The organism is Psychrobacter sp. SHUES1 (assembly GCF_001652315.1).
Classification (GTDB): domain Bacteria; phylum Pseudomonadota; class Gammaproteobacteria; order Pseudomonadales; family Moraxellaceae; genus Psychrobacter; species Psychrobacter faecalis.
The window spans coordinates 18,349-39,061 of the sequence record NZ_LXWA01000040.1; the positions used below are offsets into that span (position 1 = coordinate 18,349).

A 20,713-nucleotide genomic window follows, 5' to 3' on the forward strand; every position below is an offset into this window, starting at 1 on the left:
TTGAATCTATCTATTAAGTAAAGTGTTGTACTAAATTATTACAAATAACTATCAGAATGTACACTTAATATAAGGTATAGAGTTTGTGAGGCTATTTACTTCTAAAAGTCGGCATTTGATTGGCGTGGATATTTGCGCCACGTTAGTAAAGCTGGTCGACATTCAGCGCCAACAAGGTATCTTTCATTTAAAGTCTTACGGTATCGAAGCGCTACCAGAAGGCGTAGTCGTTGACAAACTCATCGTAGACACTGACGCCGTAGGTAATACTATAGCAAGCCTAGCACGGCGTTGCCAAGCTGCGGGCAGTAATGCGGCAACTGCTGTATCAGGTTCTGCTGTGATTACCAAAATTATTGATATGGATATGGTGCTTAACGATGTCGAGCGTGAAGCGCAGATTCGTTTGGATGCCGATCAATATATTCCTTATTTATTAGAAGATGTAAATTTAGATTTTGAAGTACTAGGGCCGTCACTGATAAATGATGATATGGTGCAAGTGCTCCTAGCGGCGTCGCGCTCAGAAAACGTCGACCAAAGAGTCGATGCGCTTACTTTTGGCGGTTTGCAAACCGAAGTGATGGATATCGAATCGCATGCTATTGAGCGTGCCTTTGGTTTGATGGTCGATAATCTCTCAAATATACCAGACTTGGTCGCTTTAGTTGATATTGGTCATAACCAAACGACCTTATATATAGCTAAAAACGGTGAGTTTATTTATAGCCGTGAACAGTTATTTGGTGGTGCGCAGCTCACTGATGCGATTCAAAACCGTTATGGACTATCTGCTGAAGAAGCAACCATTAGCAAACGTGAACGCACTCTACCTGATGATTACTACCCTGAGGTATTGACACCGTTTATCGAAAATACCATTCAGCAAATTACGCGCTCATTACAGTTTTACTTCTCATCAAGCCAATACAGCAGTATCGATCATGTCGTGCTAGCAGGTGGTAGCAGCTCTATTGCAGGGCTTGCCGGTATGGCGCAGCAACGATTGGGTGTCCCTGTCACTATCGCAAATCCGTTCATCAACATGACCATTGCTCCTTATATCGATAATGAGCAACTGGCGATTGATGCACCAAGCTTAATGGCCGCGTGCGGTCTTGCGTTAAGGAGCTTCGACTAATGGCTCGTATTAACTTATTGCCCTGGCGGCAAGAAGAGCGCGAACGCCGCAATAAAGAATTTATCACTTTGGTGGCCGCAAACCTTGCTCACTTTATTAGCGGCATTTGCCTCATGGAGCTATTTTAATAATGAACTCGATGAGCAATTGGATGCCAATGCGCTGATTGAGCAAGAAAACGCGCGCTTAGATAAAGCCTTAGTAGAGATTGATAGCTTAGAACAACGCCGTGAAGACATCATCTCACGGATGCAGGTTATCCAAGATTTGCAAGGTCGACGTCCGGTTCCAGTCCGTATATGGGATGATCTTGCCAAAGCAATACCGCCTGCTCTGTATTTAACCAATTTAAAACGCGAAGGCGATGTACTGACGTTAACAGGTCTTGCTGATAATCCAAATATCGTCTCTAGCTTGATTCGTAATCTAGACAGCAGTAAATGGATGGGCAATTCAGCGGTAAGCAATATTCAGCAGAATATCAGCGCCTATCAAGCCGCGCCCATCTTAGAAAATACGGTGACTACTGGAGCGCAGCCGCGTCCGGTTTATCCTGAAGACAGCTATGTTCAGTTTGTTGTCACGACTAAAGTACAGTCAGAAACAGCGGAAGCGACTGAAGCTAACGCTGCGTCTGGAGGTGAGTTATGAAACTGATTCGAAAAAAGAGCTTGGTTAAAACCAAGAAAGAGGCGTTAAGTACGAAAAAGCAGTTTGACTTGAATGAGTTTCGCCGCAGTTTCGAATCATTAGACAGCGAAAACTACGGCAGCTGGCCGCTTCCTGTCAAAGTTACCGTGATTGGATTTATTATTGCTTTGATTGCAGCGCTATCTTGGGCGCTGCCAATCAGCAGTAAAATTGATGAAATTAATGCCGCTGAAAGTCAGCAGCAAACTTTACTTGATAGCTACCGCGAAAAAGAATCGCGTGCGCGTCATTTAAAAGCCTATCAAGCGCAAGTGATTCAAATGGAAACTGAGTTTAATACTTTACTCGATCAACTCCCAAAAGATACCCGCGTATCAGAGCTGGTCGAAGGTATCAATATGACGGGCGTTGGCAGTAACATTCGTTTTCAAGATATCTCTGTTGAGCCTGAAATTGAGAATGAGTTTTTTATTGAGCAGCCTATTCGTATCGCTGCCTTAGGTGAATACCATCAGTTTGGTAGCTTTATCAGTGGTCTTGCTGCCTTGCCGCGTATTATTACCATGCATGATTTTGAAGTCAGTAATCCGCAGCCAACTCTAGATGTATTGCCTGAGCTCAATCTGGTGCTACAAACCAAAACCTATCGCTCAAAAGAAGCTGCTCCTGAAGGTGAAGAAACCGCCACACCAGACGCTGCTACCACTGATGCTGCAGGAGGCAACTAATGCGTATCCAAAAACTGCCCATGCTGCTGATTTTAAGCGCGACTGTTTTGTCAATGACCGGTTGTACTGACCGTATTGGCATGGCAGAGCAGGCGATGACTGATATTCGCAACCAGCCAGCACAGCCAATTGAGCCGCCGCCCAAAGCTGAGCTGGTAGAAGATTTTGTTTATAGTGCCAGTACGCAGCGCAGCCCATTTTTGCCACCAAGCTTAGTGAATGTCCAAGGCCCTGCCACCTCTATTGATGGTGTGCGCCCTGATATAACCCGAGTGAAAGAACCACTTGAACAATATGAGCTGTCGCAACTCGTCTTTCGCGGCGTCGTTATTTCACCTGAAGGTCAGCAATATGCCTTAGTGCAGCGTCCTGACGGTTCGGTTGCGAGCGTAAGAGTCGGTAATTATCTTGGCTTAAATGACGGCCGTATTGTTGAAATCACGCCGACCCAGATTAACTTGATCGAAATTGTGCCAGACAGCCGCGCTGGGTTTGTTGAAAAACCCCAGTCGCTGGTCTCCCCTATAAGCTAAGTCGGCAGATTTTTTGAGGAATATATAATGACAGTACGCAACAACAAGGTAATGACGATGAGCGACCGCGTATCTTCTAGTTTTGCCATCTCTGCATTGGCAATGAGTATGGTAGCAATAAGTAGCAGTGCTCATGCTGAGCAGCGTATCAATAACGTCTCTGTGGTACAAACAGCGCCAGCGGTTACCCAAATGCGCTTAGGGTTTGCCGGTAAGCCAGTATTACCTGCTGCCTATCAGCTTGATAATCCAAGCCGTTTGGTATTAGATTTTGAATAAGTGCAAAATGGGCTTGCCAGCCGTTTTAGTGAATATAATGTTGGTATGATCAACGATGTCACTACCCTGAATAGCGACAATACCACGCGTCTGATCGTCGGTCTCAAACAAGCGGGCAACTATACTACCGCTATTGAGGGCAATAATTTGCTGCTAACCATCAGCGACCCTAGTCGTCCGGTGGTTAATCAAGTAGTTACCAATGACCCAGTCCAAGACTTATTAAATGGCAACGCAGCTATCACCACTACTGCGGTAGTGACGCCAATTGTTGAAAGCAGTAGCGTTGCAGTTGCACCAATTAAAACCAAAGTAGTGAAAACTCAAGCAGTTGCAACACAGGCACCTGCTGATACGATGGTAGTGCGCGTCAATCCTTTATTAAGCCCACAGCTTGCCGCCTCACAAGTGAGTAAGCAATATAGTTATGATGGTTTAACGGCGGTTAATTTCACTAAAGGCAATGACGGCGGCGGTAATGTCAGTATTGCACTTGCTAACGAAGCTATTCCAGTAGACGTGCAGCGCCAAGGTAATAAGTTGGTGGTTCGTTTAACGGGTAGCACGGTACCGAGAAACTTGCTGCGCCGCTTGAATGTGAATAGCGGTCTGGTTGATAGTATTGATACCAAAAACCAAGGGCAAAATGGTGTGATCACTATTAATGTCAAAGAAGATTTTGAATATCAGGCTTACCAATCAGGCAATCAATTAAACATCAGTATCAGAAAGCCCGAGCTACTACGCGAGCCGACATTAGAAGAAAAAGTCTATACCGGCGAAGCATTATCGATGGAGTTTCAAGACGTCGAAATCCGTAGTGTTTTAGATATATTGGCCCAGTTTACAGAAATGAATATTGTGGCGAGTGACTCGGTGGCGGGCAACATCACTTTGCGTTTGATTAATGTCCCGTGGGATCAAGCACTAGATATTATTCTAAAGAGTAAGAATCTTGGCAAACGTGAAAATGGCAATGTGATTTTGGTCGCACCTTCGACTGAGCTTGCAGAACAAGAAGCGCGTGAGCTTGAAGCGCAGCAAGCGGTTGAGTCTTATGCACCGCTACGTACAGAATACATTCGCTTAAGCTATGCTAAGGCAGCAGATGTATTGACGCTGATCTCTCAAGGCAGTGGTTCAACAGGTAGTAGCGGTACTGGCAACGCAAACTCTGTTGATAACAATACCTTATTGTCAAACCGTGGTACGGTAACGGTCGATGAGCGTACCAATACCTTGATTATCAAAGATGTGGCTGAAAGCATCGAGAATATTCATAAGCTGATTGGTAAAATTGATATTCCAGTCCGTCAAGTAATGATTGAAGCGCGTATCGTTAGCGCAACCGATAGCTTTAGTAAAGAGATTGGCGTGCGTTGGGGGATTTTATCAAACGGCGCTGCCAATAACCGTAACTTGTTGGTCGGTGGTAGCAATCAGACGCTATGGGACTTAAAAGACTTTGATGTAGAGACGACGACCGTCAATGGTCAAACAGTTTCTTATCCTAAGTATGACATCAGCCGTCCTGATAACTTAAACGTGGATTTAGGGGTTGCCAACCCAGCGGGTAGGATTGCTTTTGGACTGCTTAGCATGTCAGATGTGATGCTCGATCTTGAATTATCAGCCCTACAAGCAGATAACCGCGGTGAAGTGATTTCGACGCCAAAGATTTTGACCGCTGATAAACAAACGGCAAAAGTATCTTCTGGTACGCAAATACCTTATCAAGAAGCCTCGGCCAGTGGCGCGACCACCACCAGCTTTAAAGAAGCGGCATTGAGCTTGGAAGCCACGCCAAACATTACCCCAGACGGTAAAATTGGTTTGCAACTGCTTATCACCAATGGCACACCGACTATCATTAATAATCAGGTTGCGATTGCTGAAGATTCTATTTCAACCAATGTGATTGTGGAAGATGGGCAAACCGTTGTACTGGGCGGCGTCTTTAAAAACCGTAAAAGTAATGGGGTCGATAAAGTACCTTTCTTAGGCGACTTACCTTATGTTGGTCGTGCGTTCCGCAAGGATGTACGTAACAATGCAAAAGAAGAGCTATTGATCTTTGTCACGCCAAAATTGATTAATGATGGTACCAGTCGCCTAAACTAATCTAGCGTTTCATTATTTCATAATAGAAAAAAGCAAGCAGCAACGCTTGCTTTTTTTATGGGTAAGTTTTGTGCCTCCCTATATTTTACTGACAATAATCAATACACGTTACTAGCCAGAATATCCATGACGTTGTATCATACCTAATTTAGCTGAGTGCGTATTATGGTTGAGGAATTACCGTCGGTATTTCTAGTGGGGCCGATGGGAGCGGGAAAGACCACCATTGGCAGATTGCTTGCTAAGCAGTTGGGACGCTCGTTTGTAGACAGTGATTGGTATATCGAGTCGCAAACTGGGGCTGATATTGCTTGGATATTTGCCAAAGAAGGCGAAGCGGGCTTTCGAGAGCGCGAGACGCGTGCCATTGATGAGCTGACGCAGCAAACACAAATTGTCTTAGCAACCGGCGGCGGTGCGGTAATGGCCGCTGAAAACCGAGCGTTTCTTAAAGAGCGCGGCATCGTCGTCTATCTCAATGCTCCGGTGGACGTGCAAATGGCGCGTACTGCAAAAGATAAGTCGCGACCTTTATTACAACAGCCCAACCCTAGAAAAATATTGCAAGATTTATACAGCGCCCGCGACCCCTTATATCGGCAAGTGGCGCATATTATCATGCCGACCGGTCATACTTATCCGCGCCATATGGTCAATCAGTTATTGCAGAAATTAGAAACCTTTTGTGAGTCGACTTCTATTAGCTCAGCACATGAAGAAGATGAATAATAAAAAATAAAATTTCGTTAATGAGCTTAAAAAATATTTATTAAAAATCCGCTAAATTTAACTCAATCCTCATACTTAAGGAGATTTTCATGGCAACGCCACTGTTTCATGCCACCCTAACAGTACAGACGCAAAGTCATGATTATCCTATCGTCATTACTGAAGATAGTAATGCAGGCAACCCTAAAAACATTGTTAGTAATATTACTGAAAATGGCGCTAATAACATTGCTGAAAATGGCGCTAAAAAAAGCAGCATGGCCAGTCAAATCGCGCCTTATATTACCGGTCATCAAGTCCTTATCGTGACTAATGAGACGGTTGCGCCTTTATATTTAAGCGCTTTACAAGAAGAACTTGAAGCAGAGTTTACGGTCAAGGTTTGTGTGCTGCCAGATGGTGAGCAGTATAAAAACCAGGCCAGTATCAATCAGATTTATGATGCGCTGATGGCAGAACACTTTAACCGCGATGTGACTTTAATCGCCCTTGGTGGCGGCGTGGTCGGCGACATGACAGGATTTGCCGCGGCAAGCTTTATGCGTGGGGTCAATTTTATTCAAATCCCAACCACTCTGTTATCACAGGTGGATTCGAGCGTCGGCGGCAAGACCGGCATCAATCATCCGCAAGGTAAAAATATGATTGGCGCATTTTGGCAGCCGCAAATGGTGCTTGCTGATATGAGTACGCTAAAAACCTTGCCCGCGCGTGAGCTATCAGCAGGATTGGCAGAAGTCATCAAGTACGCGCTGATTATGGATGCAGAGTTTTTGACTTGGCTTGAGCACAATTTGCCAGCGATGATGGCGTTAGATTTAGCCGTACTTGGCGAGGCGGTAAAGCGCTGCTGTCAGTATAAAGCCGATATCGTCGCACAAGACGAAAGAGAGTCCGGCGTACGCGCTTTGTTAAACTTCGGTCATACTTTTGGCCATGTGATTGAAACCCATCAAGGCTACGGCAATTGGCTACATGGCGAGGCGGTCGCCGCTGGCATGGTACAAGCGGCTGAGCTGTCGCAAAAAACTGGCTGGTTAACAACTGCGGACGTTGAGCGTATTAAACGCGTACTTACCTTGGCAAATTTGCCGATTACGCCGCCCGCTATTGACGTACAAACGGCATTAGGTTTGATGGGTCATGATAAAAAAGTCAAACACGGACAAATCCGCCTTATTTTGTTAAAATCATTGGGTGAGGCGGTATTGACCAACGATTTTGATGCCAAGCTTTTGACCGAAGTTTTGTCGCAGCATCAATAGTACAAGCTCGTGAAGTATTCAGTAGGTAAGTTGCACGTTTAATTTATCAGTTAATATATAATCGTTAAACGCTTAAAATAATCATTTCAGCCATTTTTAGCTACGATATATTTCGACAATCTTGAGCATTATTTTTTTAAGACCATTATTATATAAAACTCTTTTATAAGTATCTTTTTATAAGTACCCTTTTCCAAGGACCTCTCCATGGCAGCATCACGCTCGACGACTCGCACAGCTGGGCAGAAATATCGCCGTCAAGCACTGATTTGGCTGATAGCAACCCTGCTATTGGGCGTGTTTACCGCCTTAGTTTGGATGTTTAGTCAAACGCCAGCGATAGGTGCTAAGATTGAGAATGAGCCAATATCAGCGCCACAAGCCTCAACCGCTGAGCTTGAGCAGCCGCTAAAGATAGAGTCCTTGCATGAGCTCGATACAGACGTGCAGCCGATTAGTTTTGATACCACGGTTAAAGACTTACGCAGCTATCCTGATGAGTTTAAAGACAAGCGTTATCTGCTCGCTAATAAAGGCAAGTGGACCGTACAGGTGATGAATGTCGCTGAAAATGATGTGATCGTCAGCTATTTAGAAAGCCGAGAAGATCGCGATAAGTTCGCTTATTTCCGCTACCTTGATGAAAATGAGCAGGTGCGTTATATGCTGACTTATGGGCTGATGAGCAGTCCACAAGAGGCGGTCGGTGCCGCGAAGTTGATAGATTTTAAACTGCCTGCAAATGTACGCGTCTTACCTGAAGAGATCAATCGTTACGTCAGTATCATCGATAATTATGAACGTCCAGATCCGGTTAAGGATTTGAGCACCAAGCGCACGCGCAATGTAAACTTGCGCCCAACCAAACGCGAAGTACCAGTACGTCAACAGACACAAACGTCTGATGACAGTAATGGCCAAATGGCAAATAATAATGCCAATCGCGGCGCACAAGATGGCGCTAATGAAAGCATACGTCAGTCAGCTGATACTTCTGACACTTTGACTGTCAATGAAGAGCGGACGGTCGAGATCGAAGGGCAACCAACGACCACGCAATCCTCTACAGATACTAACCGTAAGCCTGAAGCAACCACTGGTAATGCAACAAATAATGGTTCAGGCAATAATAACGCACCGAAAAAACCGCCGGTGGTTGAAGCGCCTAAACCACCGAGCGCCAATGCAAATAGTAACGCCGCCAATAAAAATACCAACGCTGCTGGCAAAAACCCCAATGCCAACGCAGCTGGCAAAAACCCCAATGCCAATGCTAACGCCTCAAAAGGCAATAATGACAGCATCAAAGAGCTGATAGAAGAAAAAAGTAACTAATCTTACTAAGCATGCCGTTTTATAAACGCTCCTGTCGTATTTTATGGCGGGGGCTTTTTTGTGAACGATTTATTCACTATTAAAAAAGCTTAGTAACGCTAATAAAAGCGGCTTTGAATAAGTAATTATTCTCAATAGTTAGTCATTAATGTGTCATTGATAATATATTTTTTTACAAAATCTAGAGTATGAGTTGACAGAAAAGACTAGATTTTTTAGTCATCATTCACTAAGATAACTGAGGGCGACGTTCTGTATAGTTATCGTAAACTGTTATTTCATACCTCGATATTGTCGTTTCAAGCGCTGCTACTTGCTACCTATTTAAGCTTATCGCAAGTGGCGCAACTCCTCACTTTATCCCGATTGGGATTGTTAAGGCGCTTGAATATAGAGCGTCTCATATTCATATTTAACGGCGGTTTAACCTATTCATCGCCAATTTATCCATAACTTTCTTATCAGCTGCTTTGCTTATTGTCTCTTAAAGAAGTTAAGGCGTCACCGTTTTTATTAACGTTTACGCCGCTCATATTGAGTTTTTAACCGCTAAAACAGACATAAAAGTAAGCAGAGTCCGATAAGGGTTTAGGTATAAATGCTTTAGCGTTAACGTTAAATCAGTAGCTGCGATGGTTATAAAATAAAGAGAGTCGTGATAAGTATTTTTATCACCCTCAAAACGCTTGCATTATTTTCTCCGCTTGCGCTTTATTAATCCGCTTACGTGAATATATTTAGCCCGTTCTGCCCGCGGAGTTTGGTTGCTACTTCATATTGAAAGTATAGGCCGTCCGCTCACTCAAAAGGACAAGCTATGTCAATGATTTCTTCCTCTACGCATTTGGCGGCGCCAGATGACTTCTCTGATAATTGCGGCTTTGGTTTGATAGCTCATATCGAGGGCCAAGCCAGTCACGATTTGGTAAAAACAGCTATTCATAGTCTAAGTTGTATGACCCATCGCGGCGGTGTTGCAGCTGATGGTAAGACTGGCGATGGCTGCGGTTTATTGCTGGCAACGCCGACGGTATTTTTTAGCGATATAGCCGCTGAGCAAGGCTTTACCCTGACTGCTGATTTTGCCGTTGGCATGGTGTTTGTCAGTTTGGATGAGACAAAAGCGCAGTATAGTCAGCAGGTGCTTAATGAAGAGATTGCCGCCCAAGGGTTAGCAGTGGCGGGCTGGCGCGATGTGCCGCTTGATTTAAGTATCGTTGGTGAGATTGGGCGTCAGACATTACCTGGTTTTCAGCAGATATTTGTCAATGCACCAGACGAGATAGCAGCCGATGACTTTAACCGCAAATTATTTGTCGCGCGTAAAAAAGCTGAACAACGCTTGGTTGATGACGAGCTATTTTATGTTTGTTCCTTAAACTGTCAGACCATTATCTATAAAGGTTTGGTCATGCCATCAGATCTGCCAGCGTTCTTTTTAGACTTACAAGATACGCGTTTGGCCTCGCATATCGTGGTCTTCCATCAGCGTTTTTCAACCAATACCTTGCCGCGCTGGCCACTGGCGCAGCCGTTTCGCTATCTGGCGCATAATGGCGAGCTTAATACCATCACAGGCAACCGTAGCTGGTCTGAAGCGCGCACGCCAAAATTAAAGTCTGATAAATTGCCCAATTTAAGTGAATTGACGCCACTGGTGAATAGTACGGGTTCGGATTCATCGAGCTTAGATAATATGCTAGAGGTGCTGATGTCGGGCGGTATGAGTTTATTCCACTCGATGTCAATTCTGGTACCGCCCGCTTGGCAAAATGTCGACAGCATGGATATGGACTTGCGGGCGTTTTATGAATTTTACTCGCAGCATATGGAGGCGTGGGATGGCCCAGCAGGACTAGTGATTCAAGACGGTCGCTATGCGGTATGTATGCTCGACCGTAATGGTCTGCGTCCGTCGCGTTGGGTCACCACCAAAAATGGCTATATCACGGTGGCCTCAGAAGTCGGCGTTTGGGATTATGCGCCAAAAGATGTGCTTGCTAAAGGGCGCGTTGGGCCCGGTCAGATGTTAGTTATCGATACCATGACCGGTCAAATCATGGATACTAAAGCGATTGCGACGTTACTCAAAAAAGCGCATCCATATCGTAAATGGCTGCGCGAAGAAGCAACCCGCATCCGCGATGATGAGCGCTTAGAAGAAGAATTAGCCGCCCAAGCTTGCCGCGGTGAGCCGCTAAAAGCATTGCAAAAAATGTATCATATCACCAATGAAGAGCGCACCGAAATTATCCGTCCTAATGCCGAAAATGCGCAAGAGCCAGTCGGCTCGATGGGCGATGATACGCCGATGGCGGTGCTATCTCAGCAAATTCGTCATGTCGGCGACTTTTTCCGCCAGCAGTTTGCGCAGGTGACCAATCCACCGATAGACCCGTTGCGTGAGTCAATTGTGATGTCGCTACAGACGTGTCTTGGTGCTGAAACCAATGTATTTGCGCCGTCAGCACGCGACGCGCATCGTATTATCTTATCGTCACCGGTTTTATCAGCCAGTAAAATGCAGCAGCTCGAAACCTTGGCTGATCCAGCGTTTCAAATGGCGCGTATCGACTTAAACTACGATACCAATCTTGAGCTAGCAGCCGCTATTAAAGCCATCTGTGAGCAAGTAGCAAATAGCATTCGTGCGGGTTTTACTTTAATTGTCTTGTCTGATAAGAATATCGCAGCCGACAAACTACCTGCCAACGCCATTATGGTCACTGGTGCGGTGCATCATTATTTAATTGCGCAAGGTATTCGTACCGATGCCAATTTAATCGTCGAGACTGGTCTGGCGCGCGATTCACATCAAGTGGCGGTATTGATTGGCTTTGGCGCGACTTGTGTCTATCCATATCTGGCCTATGACGTCATCGATGATTTGGTGGCGACGGGTGAGCTGCTTGGCGATCCGATTCAAGCGCGGGTCAATTTCCGTAAAGGCTTGGATAAAGGGCTGCTAAAAATCTTATCAAAAATGGGTATCTCTACCATTGTCTCTTACCGCGGCGCGCAATTATTTGAAGCGGTGGGGCTTTCTGAAGAAGTGGTAAGCTTATGCTTTAAAGGTGTGCAAAGTCGTATTAAAGGCGCAACCTTTGCCGATTTAGCTGCCGATCAAGCACAATTGGCGGCCAATGCTTTTAAACGCCGTGAGCCACTTGACCAAGGTGGTTTATTAAAATTTGTCTTTAATAAAGAGTACCATGCCTTTAATCCTGACGTAATTAACAGCCTACATACCGCAGTCCGTACCGGCGATTATGACAATTATCGCAATTATGCCGATTTGGTCAATAGCCGTCCCGTAGCAACCTTGCGCGATTTATTACAATTAAAAACCGATAATTCAATCGACGTAAATGACGTCGAGGACATCTCAGAAATTTTATCGCGCTTTGATTCTGCTGGTATGTCTTTAGGAGCATTGTCACCTGAAGCCCATGAAGCGATTGCCATGGCGATGAATACTATTGGCGGGCGCTCAAACTCTGGTGAAGGCGGCGAAGATCCGGTGCGTTATGGTACCTTGCGTAACTCAAAAATTAAGCAAATTGCCTCAGGTCGCTTTGGCGTCACACCGGCGTATCTGCGTTCGGCAGAAGTGCTGCAAATTAAAGTTGCTCAAGGGGCAAAACCGGGTGAGGGCGGTCAGCTGCCGGGCGGTAAGGTTAATGCGCTCATCGCTCGCCTGCGTTATTCGGTACCGGGGGTGACGCTCATATCGCCGCCGCCGCATCATGATATTTACTCTATCGAAGATTTGGCGCAGCTAATTTTTGATTTAAAACAAGTCAATCCAGATGCTTTGGTGTCAGTGAAGCTGGTCTCACGTCCGGGTGTTGGTACCATTGCAACGGGCGTGGCAAAAGCCTACGCTGACCTAATTACCATCTCAGGCTATGATGGTGGCACGGCAGCGTCGCCACTGTCATCTATCCATCATGCTGGCTCGCCGTGGGAGCTGGGGCTTGCTGAAACGCATCAATCGCTTCGGGTCAACGGCTTGCGTGATAAAGTTCGTATTCAAACCGATGGCGGTCTAAAAACGGGTCTTGATGTGGTCAAAGCCGCAATTCTTGGGGCAGAGAGCTTTGGTTTTGGCACCACGCCGATGATTGCCGTTGGCTGTAAATACTTGCGGATTTGCCATCTTAATAACTGCCCAACCGGCGTTGCCACCCAAAAAGCCCAGCTACGTGATGAGCATTTCATCGGTGAAGCAGAAATGCTGATTAACTTCTTTAAATTTGTCGCCACCGAAACGCGCGAATGGCTTGCCGCTCTCGGCGTGCGCAGTATGGAGGAGCTGGTCGGGCGTACCGATTTGCTTGACGTGTTAGAAGGTAATACTGATAAGCAGCGGCATTTGGATTTAACGCCGTTATTATTTAGTCATCCAGCCAGTAGCGGCAAAGCGCAAACTTGTCAGGTGGCGCGTAATGAGCCATTCGATAAAGGCTTGCTCGCTGAGCAAATGATTAACGATATGCTGCTGAGTATCCGTCAAGGGAACGGCGGCGATTTCAGCTATGCCATCGGCAACTGTGATCGCTCTATCGGCGCGCGTATTTCCGGCGAGATTGCGCAGGTCTGGGGTAACCTTGGTATGAGTGATAGGCCCATTAAGCTGCATCTAAACGGCACCGCAGGTCAAAGCTTAGGGGTCTGGAATGCGGGCGGTTTGCATATTGAGCTAGAAGGCGATGCCAATGACTATGTTGGTAAAGGCATGGCGGGCGGTGAGATTGTCATTTATCCACCGCAAGATTCAAGCTTTACCACGCATGAAACCGCCATTATCGGCAATACTTGTTTGTATGGCGCAACTGGTGGCAAGTTGTATGCGGCGGGTACAGCAGGCGAGCGTTTCGGCGTACGTAACTCAGGCGCCCATGCGGTTATCGAAGGCACGGGCGACCATTGCTGCGAGTATATGACCGGCGGCATCATTACTGTCCTTGGGCGTACGGGGCTGAATTTCGGCGCAGGCATGACCGGCGGCTTTGCTTATGTCCTCGATATGGATGGTGACTTTTTCGATCGCTGTAATCATGAACTGATTGATTTAAACCGTATCTCAAGCGAGCAAATGGAAGGTCATCGTATTTACTTGCAACAAGTGATTGAAACTCATGTTGACAAAACGGGCAGTGCGTGGGGGCAAACCATCTTAGCGGACTTTGAGCATTACGCGCGTAAGTTCTATTTGGTAAAACCCAAAGCGGCAAACGTTGCGACCCTGCTTAAAACCACGACGGCTGACCCACAATAAATTGGCTGGGTCAATAATAGGTTTACAAGCAGTTTAATTCATAGGTTTTAAGCAGGTAAATGACAACCTCTATCCGTAAATTTGCCTCATTTAGGCTGCAGATATTGGCTGTCGTTACCCACTATAGAAGAGACAATACCATGGCAAAACGCTTAGAAAATAGTTTTCAGTTTTTAGATGTACCGCGCCTTGAGCCGATCAAAAAAGATATCGTTACGCGCTCAACAGAGTTTGTAGAAATTTATCAGCCGTTCGATAGCGAATCAGTAGCGCAGCAATCGCACCGCTGCCTTGAGTGCGGCAATCCATACTGCGAGTGGAAATGTCCGGTACATAATTACATTCCCAACTGGCTTAAATTAGCAAGCGAGGGACAAATATTTCAGGCAGCAGAATTGTGTCATCAAACCAATACTTTGCCTGAAGTTTGTGGCCGTGTCTGCCCGCAAGACCGCTTGTGTGAAGGCGCTTGTACGCTAAACGATGGCTTTGGCGCGGTCACCATCGGCAATGTTGAGAAGTATATCAACGACACCGCTTTTGCTTTGGGTTGGCGTCCTGATATGTCCGAGGTGGTTTGGACGGATAAAAAAGTCGCTATTATTGGTGCAGGGCCTGCAGGACTGGGCTGCGCCGATATCTTAGTCAGAAATGGGGTCAAACCTGTTATCTTTGATAAGCGTCCTGAGATTGGCGGTTTATTAACCTTTGGTATTCCAGAGTTTAAAATGGAAAAAGATGTCATGCGCAATCGCCGTGTCATTTTTGAAGGCATGGGCATGGAGTTCCGTTTAGAGACCGAAATCGGCAGCGACGTCAGTATTGACGAGCTGCTAAGCGAGTATGATGCGGTATTTATGGGCATGGGCACTTATACCTATATGCGTGGCGGCTTTGCAGGCGAAGAGCTAGAAGGCGTCTACGATGCGCTAGATTATCTGATAGCTAACGTTAATCGCTGCAATGACTGGGAAAAAAATTCAGCAGACTATATCGATTTAAAAGGCAAAAAAGTAGTGGTATTAGGCGGCGGTGATACAGCGATGGACTGTAACCGTAGCAGTGTGCGTCAAGGCGCACAGCAAGTAGTTTGCGCTTATCGCCGTGACGAAGAAAATATGCCCGGCTCTCGCCGTGAGGTGGTCAATGCGCGCGAAGAGGGCGTTGAGTTTTTATTCAATCGTCAACCGACCGAAATCATTGGCTTAAATGGCAAGGTAAACGCGGTCAAGGTGATTACCACGCATCTGGGCGCGCCTGACAGTCGTGGGCGCCGCCACCCTGAGCCTATTCCTAACTCAGAAGAAATCATACCGTGTGATGCGGTTATTCTGGCCTTTGGTTTCCGTCCTAGCCCGGCCGATTGGTTTGCCAGTCAGCAAGTCACAATGGACGGCTCAGGTCGAGTGGTCGCCGCCGAAAAACAAACCTTTAAATTCCAAACCAGCAACCCAAAAATATTTGCCGGTGGCGATATGGTACGCGGCTCTGATTTGGTGGTGACGGCGATTTGGGAAGGTCGTGAAGCGGCAGAAGGTATTTTAGATTTCTTAGAAGCTTAGCTTTTAGAAGTCTAGTATTTGGCTATTGGTAGTTATCAATAGCCAAATCCAAATATGCTTTTTCATCTTCAAATATGCTTTTCCATCATTTTTAAAATGAGGACACGCCTTTGTATGTTTATAACGTTGACGTCTTTTATCTTTACGGGATAAAAGGCGTTATTTTTTTGATAATTGCCTTATGAATGGTTAAGCTAGCAGTTATCATTTAAGCTATTTTTTATTTATTCATTATAAGAGACGTCCTGCGTGAAACCGACTTTTTGGCAACGATTTACCGCGCCGTTTGTAGAGCCTTACGCCCGCTATCAGCATGCCGATGTTTTGCATGCCATACGTTTGGGCGTGGCCGTGCTTATTGCCCTCTTATTAAATGAGTTTACCCACTTGCCGCATGGCGAATGGACGACCATCACCGTGTTTGTGATATTGGGATTATTGCAATATCAAGGAGCGATTTATACCAAGGCCAAAGAGCGCATACTCGGCACTTTGCTCGGCGTGGTGGTCGGGCTGAGCTTTTTATGGTTAATTCAAGATACCGGCGGCTGGCTATGGTTATATTACGGGCTAATTGGTATTATCAGCGGCATCATTGGCTACGTGGCGGTTAAGCAGTTGGGTTATATCGGGCTGCTAACGGGCATTACCATGCTGATGATTGTCTCAAGCCCCGACCATAGCAATATCACCCAAGACGGTCTGTATCGCGCCATCAATATTTTACTTGGCGCAGGGGTTGCGGTCGCTGCGACCTTGATTTTACCGCTGAAATCAACGCTAATGTGGCGGTTTTTATTGGCCAGTAACCTTGAAACCTGCGGTAATTTATACGCTGGGGTAGGCAATCATATTGATGCCGAGATTTTGGTGCCAAAACCCTTTAAATATAGTAAAGCGACCAGTTCTGCCAGTATCATTTACCCAAAAAATCCGGCTGTACCAGATACGCCAGTCAATAAGGCCCTGGTCAAAGCGCTGCAAAAAATTAATAAGCGCCTGCTTGCCGTGCGCCCGCATATCGCCGCCACAGCGAGCGAATCTGGAATTGATAAAGAAACGCTAGAGACCATTCAGCGTACCCATCGTAATATTATTGGTACCATTGACTTACTGTTAAGTGCAGCGCCGCGTTTGGCAAATATCGAGATTGACGATGAAAACCATATTTTACTGATTCATTATCAGCACGAATTAACCCAAGCGATGCAGCATATGGCGGCAGTATTACGTAGTCCAAATGATGAAGTGTTTCGCCCGATTACCCGTATCGCGGTATCAGAATATCCAAGTGTGGAAAACTTAGGCTTTGAATGGCAAGGTTATTTTTGGCTCACCCAAACGCTGCAAGTACAGTTACAGCGGCTTAGTGAATTATTGCAAACCACCAAGCCGCAGTGGTTTGCTGCCTCTGGGTTGCGCTATCAGCGCCGCGAGCAGCGCCGTATTGAACATAAAGGTAGCGAAACCGATTTGCACTTATAAATAAAAGACAAATAAAAGAAAAGACAAATAAAAAACGCTGACTTAATAAAGGCAGCGTTTTTTGGATAGATAATAGGTATCTAAAACAGCAATCAATAAATGCGTATTAATTTACAGAATTAACGCCCCGTTTTAAGCTTATCCCAATACTGCTGATACACTTGCAACGCTTCATCACCGACATCTTCTTGAAACTCCGCTTTTGCTAGCACCTCTTTGCTTGGATAAATGGTTGGATTGTTGCGCACCTCTTCTGGCATCAGCTCACGCGCGGCCATATTCGGTGATGCGTAACCAATCTCTTCGCTGACGATTTTAGAGTTCTCAGGACGCAGTAAGTAGTCGATAAATTTGTGCGCCGCATCCACCTGTTTGGCATTTTTTGGAATAACAAAGTTGTCCATCCAAAGAATAGCCCCTTCAGTTGGGTATTTATACACCAAGCTGGTCAAGCCTTCGTTATTAGCGATGATAGCTTCACCATTCCAGCTCATACCAACCGTGGTTTCCCCTTCCATATACGGCATGCGTGAAGCATCCGAGTTAAAGGTTTTTACATTTGGCATCAAGGTCGTTAGCTTCTCGTAAGCGGCTTTGATTTCTTCAGGGTTTTTACTATTACCTGAATAGCCCAAGGTTAAGAGCGCCATGCCAAACACTTCGCGCATGTCATTCATCAGCATCACTTGACCTTTATACTCAGGACGCCATAAGTCATTCCAGCTATTTACGGTTGCAGGATCGACCGCTTCGCCATTGATGGCAAGACCGGTGCTGCCCCACATATAAGGAATCGAGTATTTGTTTTCTGGATCAACCTTGGTATTGGTAAAGGAGGTATCAAGATTTTTAAAGTTGCTTAATTTGGATTTATCAAGCTCTTGTAGCAGTCCTTCTTTGGCCATTTTTTCCACATAATACGTCGATGGAATCGCTAAATCGTATTGGCTAGAATCATCAAGCAATTTAAGCTTAGCGTACATAGCTTCGTTAGAATCAAAAGTAGTGTAATTGACTCGAATGCCAGTCTCTTTGGTAAAACCATCAAGAATTTCTTGCGGCATATATTCCGACCAGTTATACAGGTTTAACGTTTCTGCACTGGTCGCAGCGCCATCGGTAGCGGCGTTATCTGATTTACTACAGCTCACAAGTGCGAGCCCAACCGCCACGGCTAATAAGGCTTTTGGAAGCATGCGAGCGCTACGAGCGGCAGCGCGCGACGATGATAAATGAGTCAAAATATCTCTCCTAAAATAAGAATGGTGCAAAGCAAGAAAACCCGTAAAACAGGCGCGATGCTAAATTTACAGCTATGTAAACCATTATGGCTATGATTGCGCATAATTTAAAGGGCAATCGTGCATAGCGTTTTTGCTAGTATCGTTACAGCTAAGGCGATTAAAAATAATATGCCAAATGATCATAAATGATGACAAATGCCGCTTTGTATTATGCTTGATTTAACAATAGCCTTTTATAGAATAAACAGATTTACCATAGCGTCGTAATCAAAAAGGCGACATGATAGGCGCGTTTTATGCCACTATAGTTACCGCATGAGACTTTAAACAATAAAAATAAGACAATTTTACCCAATTTGATTGAATTAAAAGAGGAAGACAATGAATAATCGTGTACGCGCTGGGATAGTGATGGCTTTAATTGGCATTATAGGTTTTATGATTATATTTAATTCGGGCTCGCCAACCTCAATTCTGAATTGGCCAGTTGAAACTTATCTGGGTTTGGCATTTACCATTGGCTGGTTAAGCCACGTACCAAATTGGCTGGCTTATGTGCTCGCAGCGTTGGTAATTATTTTAATCATCGTCGGATTTTATAAAGTCGGTAGCTGGCTTTATGGTTTGATGGCTAAGCGTCGTTAAGTAGCGTCGTTAAATTCTGCTAGGACGTGCTCTTCTTTTAAAAATGAGGACACGCCTTATATAAATAGCGGTTTTTATAAACTATTTATCAAGACGCTATATGAAATTGCTTGAGTACCGACTGGATGCCACGCTCTTCAATCGTACCCGTGACAAAATCCGCGCGCTCAATCAACGCAGGCTGGGCATCGCCCATCGCTACTGCATAGCCGACCAAATCAAACATCTCTAAGTCATTCATACCATCGCCAAACGCCATGCATTCGGTTGCATCTACGCCATAATAGCGACAGACGTCTTTGATACCGCGCGCTTTAGAAGCATTGGCGGGCAGGATATCTGCGCCGATATGATGCCAATGTACCAGTTTTAAATCGTCCTGTGCAAAGTCGATATCTTGCATTTTATCGAATTGATTGTTAAAAAACACTGAGCATTGATAAACGGGGTTTGATTGATAATAGAGTGGATCCACGATAGAGTTGGGCGTTTTGGCATTAAAATCACGCAAACGCTCGTTTTCGCCTGACCAAGCAATGTGGGTCGCCGAGTCAAACTTATGAATCAGCTGACTGGTTTGGCATAACTGCACAATTTTGTCCGCTTGCTCAGCAGACAATGGATAATGGCTAATCAAGCCTTTATTATCAAAACTATATTGTCCATTCATACAAATAATGGCATCTAAGACATCCGCTTCGAGCAAGGCTAAAATATCTGCTGGCAATATCGCTTTAGAGCGTCCGGTCGAAATCACCAATTTAATATCAGTTTTGGCCAGCGCCTCAAGCGTCGCTTGGTTGTGCGTAGCGATGATGCCATTACGGCTGAGCGTGTCATCAATGTCAAAAAATATTACTTTCGGCACTGGTAACGCCTGATTGATATTGGCTGGCGCCGCCTTATCTACAATAAACATGAGTATCCTTTATATTTAAAAACCGACTGTATAGGTATTCAAAGCAAGTATAGAAAGTCGTTGGAACTTGCTGAATAATTTTAAATGTAGGGTGCGTCCAGCGCACTATTTCCATACTTTATTAATCTTATCGGTGCGTGGAACGCACCCTACTAACACTCAACTTGTTAGATTGTAAAAGCTAAAAACCCATAAAGTACATCTATGAGTATCATCACTCTTATCGATAAGTTACTCATTGACAAACGATAAAAGGCTTTGAGCGAATTCGAATTGTAGGCCAAGTCTATATGCGTCATCATCAGACCAACCTAAATCTTTTAAAGACCTAATAACTAATTCAACGTCAATTTGTTTATGAGTTTTATGGACTAAATCTCTGCACACGACAAAAAAACAAAAAAGTCTGTTAAAGCAAAGGCATAATAGTAATTTTTAAGACGAATCAGACCATGCCGAACTTTAACAGACTTAGTGAAACTTTAACCCAAAACCTGAGCATGAACAAGGCAAGAATCAATTGTTTGAGCCTAATGATAATAGCCCTGATTACTGCTCAAAGCAGTAATCTTAAAAAAAATAGCAAGACACCTTCCTAAGGGTGGCAAGACTGACAGTCACTATCGCAGACTACAGCGATTTTTTGCCGAAGCGAGGATAGACTACGATCAACTGGCTTTAATGATATATCGACTATTTGGGCTAGGCAAAGTCACCTTAACCATTGACCGCACCAACTGGAAATGGGGTAAAAGTAACCTCAACATCTTTATGCTAGGGGTGGTATATAAAGGA

Annotated in this window: 14 protein-coding genes and 1 pseudogene; 13 read left to right on the forward strand and 2 right to left on the reverse strand. The window is 45.1% G+C overall.

Translation table 11 applies throughout. The features are described from left to right. Positions 1–85 precede the first annotated feature (85 nt). From pilM to A7325_RS04825, 12 genes and pseudogenes are all read left to right on the forward strand, one after another. Positions 86–1,141, forward strand: coding sequence for a type IV pilus assembly protein PilM (gene pilM, locus A7325_RS04775; RefSeq protein WP_068405094.1), 1,056 nt, complete (start codon positions 86–88; stop codon positions 1,139–1,141). Then, positions 1,141–1,269 carry a hypothetical protein gene (locus tag A7325_RS14100; protein ID WP_264753694.1) on the forward strand — a complete coding sequence of 43 codons (129 nt, stop codon included), beginning with the start codon at positions 1,141–1,143 and terminating at the stop codon, positions 1,267–1,269. The genes pilM and A7325_RS14100 overlap by 1 nt, the downstream gene beginning before the upstream one ends. Next, on the forward strand, positions 1,226–1,792 hold the full coding sequence (locus A7325_RS04780) for a PilN domain-containing protein (RefSeq protein WP_227514940.1): 567 nt from the start codon (positions 1,226–1,228) through the stop codon (positions 1,790–1,792). Before A7325_RS14100 ends, A7325_RS04780 begins: the two co-directional genes overlap by 44 nt. Further along, positions 1,789–2,520, forward strand: coding sequence for a type 4a pilus biogenesis protein PilO (locus A7325_RS04785; RefSeq protein WP_068405096.1), 732 nt, complete (start codon positions 1,789–1,791; stop codon positions 2,518–2,520). The genes A7325_RS04780 and A7325_RS04785 overlap by 4 nt, the downstream gene beginning before the upstream one ends. Next, the gene (locus tag A7325_RS04790; RefSeq protein WP_068405097.1) at positions 2,520–3,053 is read left to right on the forward strand and encodes a pilus assembly protein PilP; all 534 of its coding nucleotides are present in this window, start codon (positions 2,520–2,522) and stop codon (positions 3,051–3,053) included. Before A7325_RS04785 ends, A7325_RS04790 begins: the two co-directional genes overlap by 1 nt. A 27-nt stretch (positions 3,054–3,080) precedes the next feature. Then, positions 3,081–5,453: pseudogene (pilQ, locus tag A7325_RS04795) on the forward strand (type IV pilus secretin PilQ). 165 nt (positions 5,454–5,618) lie between these two features. Then, the gene (gene aroK / locus A7325_RS04800) at positions 5,619–6,182 is read left to right on the forward strand and encodes a shikimate kinase AroK (protein ID WP_068405099.1); all 564 of its coding nucleotides are present in this window, start codon (positions 5,619–5,621) and stop codon (positions 6,180–6,182) included. 89 nt (positions 6,183–6,271) lie between these two features. Next, positions 6,272–7,447 carry a 3-dehydroquinate synthase gene (aroB, locus tag A7325_RS04805; protein ID WP_068405101.1) on the forward strand — a complete coding sequence of 392 codons (1,176 nt, stop codon included), beginning with the start codon at positions 6,272–6,274 and terminating at the stop codon, positions 7,445–7,447. Between the two features lie 207 nt (positions 7,448–7,654). Beyond that, positions 7,655–8,782 carry a hypothetical protein gene (locus A7325_RS04810; RefSeq protein WP_068405103.1) on the forward strand — a complete coding sequence of 376 codons (1,128 nt, stop codon included), beginning with the start codon at positions 7,655–7,657 and terminating at the stop codon, positions 8,780–8,782. 817 nt (positions 8,783–9,599) lie between these two features. Beyond that, the gene (gene gltB, locus A7325_RS04815) at positions 9,600–14,063 is read left to right on the forward strand and encodes a glutamate synthase large subunit (RefSeq protein WP_068405105.1); all 4,464 of its coding nucleotides are present in this window, start codon (positions 9,600–9,602) and stop codon (positions 14,061–14,063) included. A gap of 140 nt (positions 14,064–14,203) precedes the next feature. Then, positions 14,204–15,625 carry an FAD-dependent oxidoreductase gene (locus A7325_RS04820; protein ID WP_068405115.1) on the forward strand — a complete coding sequence of 474 codons (1,422 nt, stop codon included), beginning with the start codon at positions 14,204–14,206 and terminating at the stop codon, positions 15,623–15,625. A 249-nt stretch (positions 15,626–15,874) separates the two neighbouring features. Next, positions 15,875–17,110, forward strand: a complete 1,236-nt coding sequence (locus tag A7325_RS04825) for an FUSC family protein (RefSeq protein ID WP_068405107.1) — start codon at positions 15,875–15,877, stop codon at positions 17,108–17,110. Between the two features lie 119 nt (positions 17,111–17,229). Here the strand turns inward: A7325_RS04825 and A7325_RS04830 are convergent, their stop codons facing one another. Beyond that, complete coding sequence (locus tag A7325_RS04830; protein WP_068405109.1) at positions 17,230–18,351, reverse strand: ABC transporter substrate-binding protein; 1,122 nt, start codon at positions 18,349–18,351, stop codon at positions 17,230–17,232. Between the two features lie 384 nt (positions 18,352–18,735). Here A7325_RS04830 and A7325_RS04835 point away from each other — a divergent pair, with 384 nt between their 5' ends. Further along, a complete protein-coding gene (locus tag A7325_RS04835; RefSeq protein ID WP_068405111.1) occupies positions 18,736–18,999 on the forward strand; it encodes a hypothetical protein in 264 nt (87 codons plus the stop codon). 88 nt (positions 19,000–19,087) lie between these two features. On the opposite strand, the gene A7325_RS04840 is transcribed toward A7325_RS04835, so the two are convergent. Then, a complete protein-coding gene (locus tag A7325_RS04840; protein WP_068405113.1) occupies positions 19,088–19,918 on the reverse strand; it encodes a Cof-type HAD-IIB family hydrolase in 831 nt (276 codons plus the stop codon). Positions 19,919–20,713: the final 795 nt, after the last annotated feature.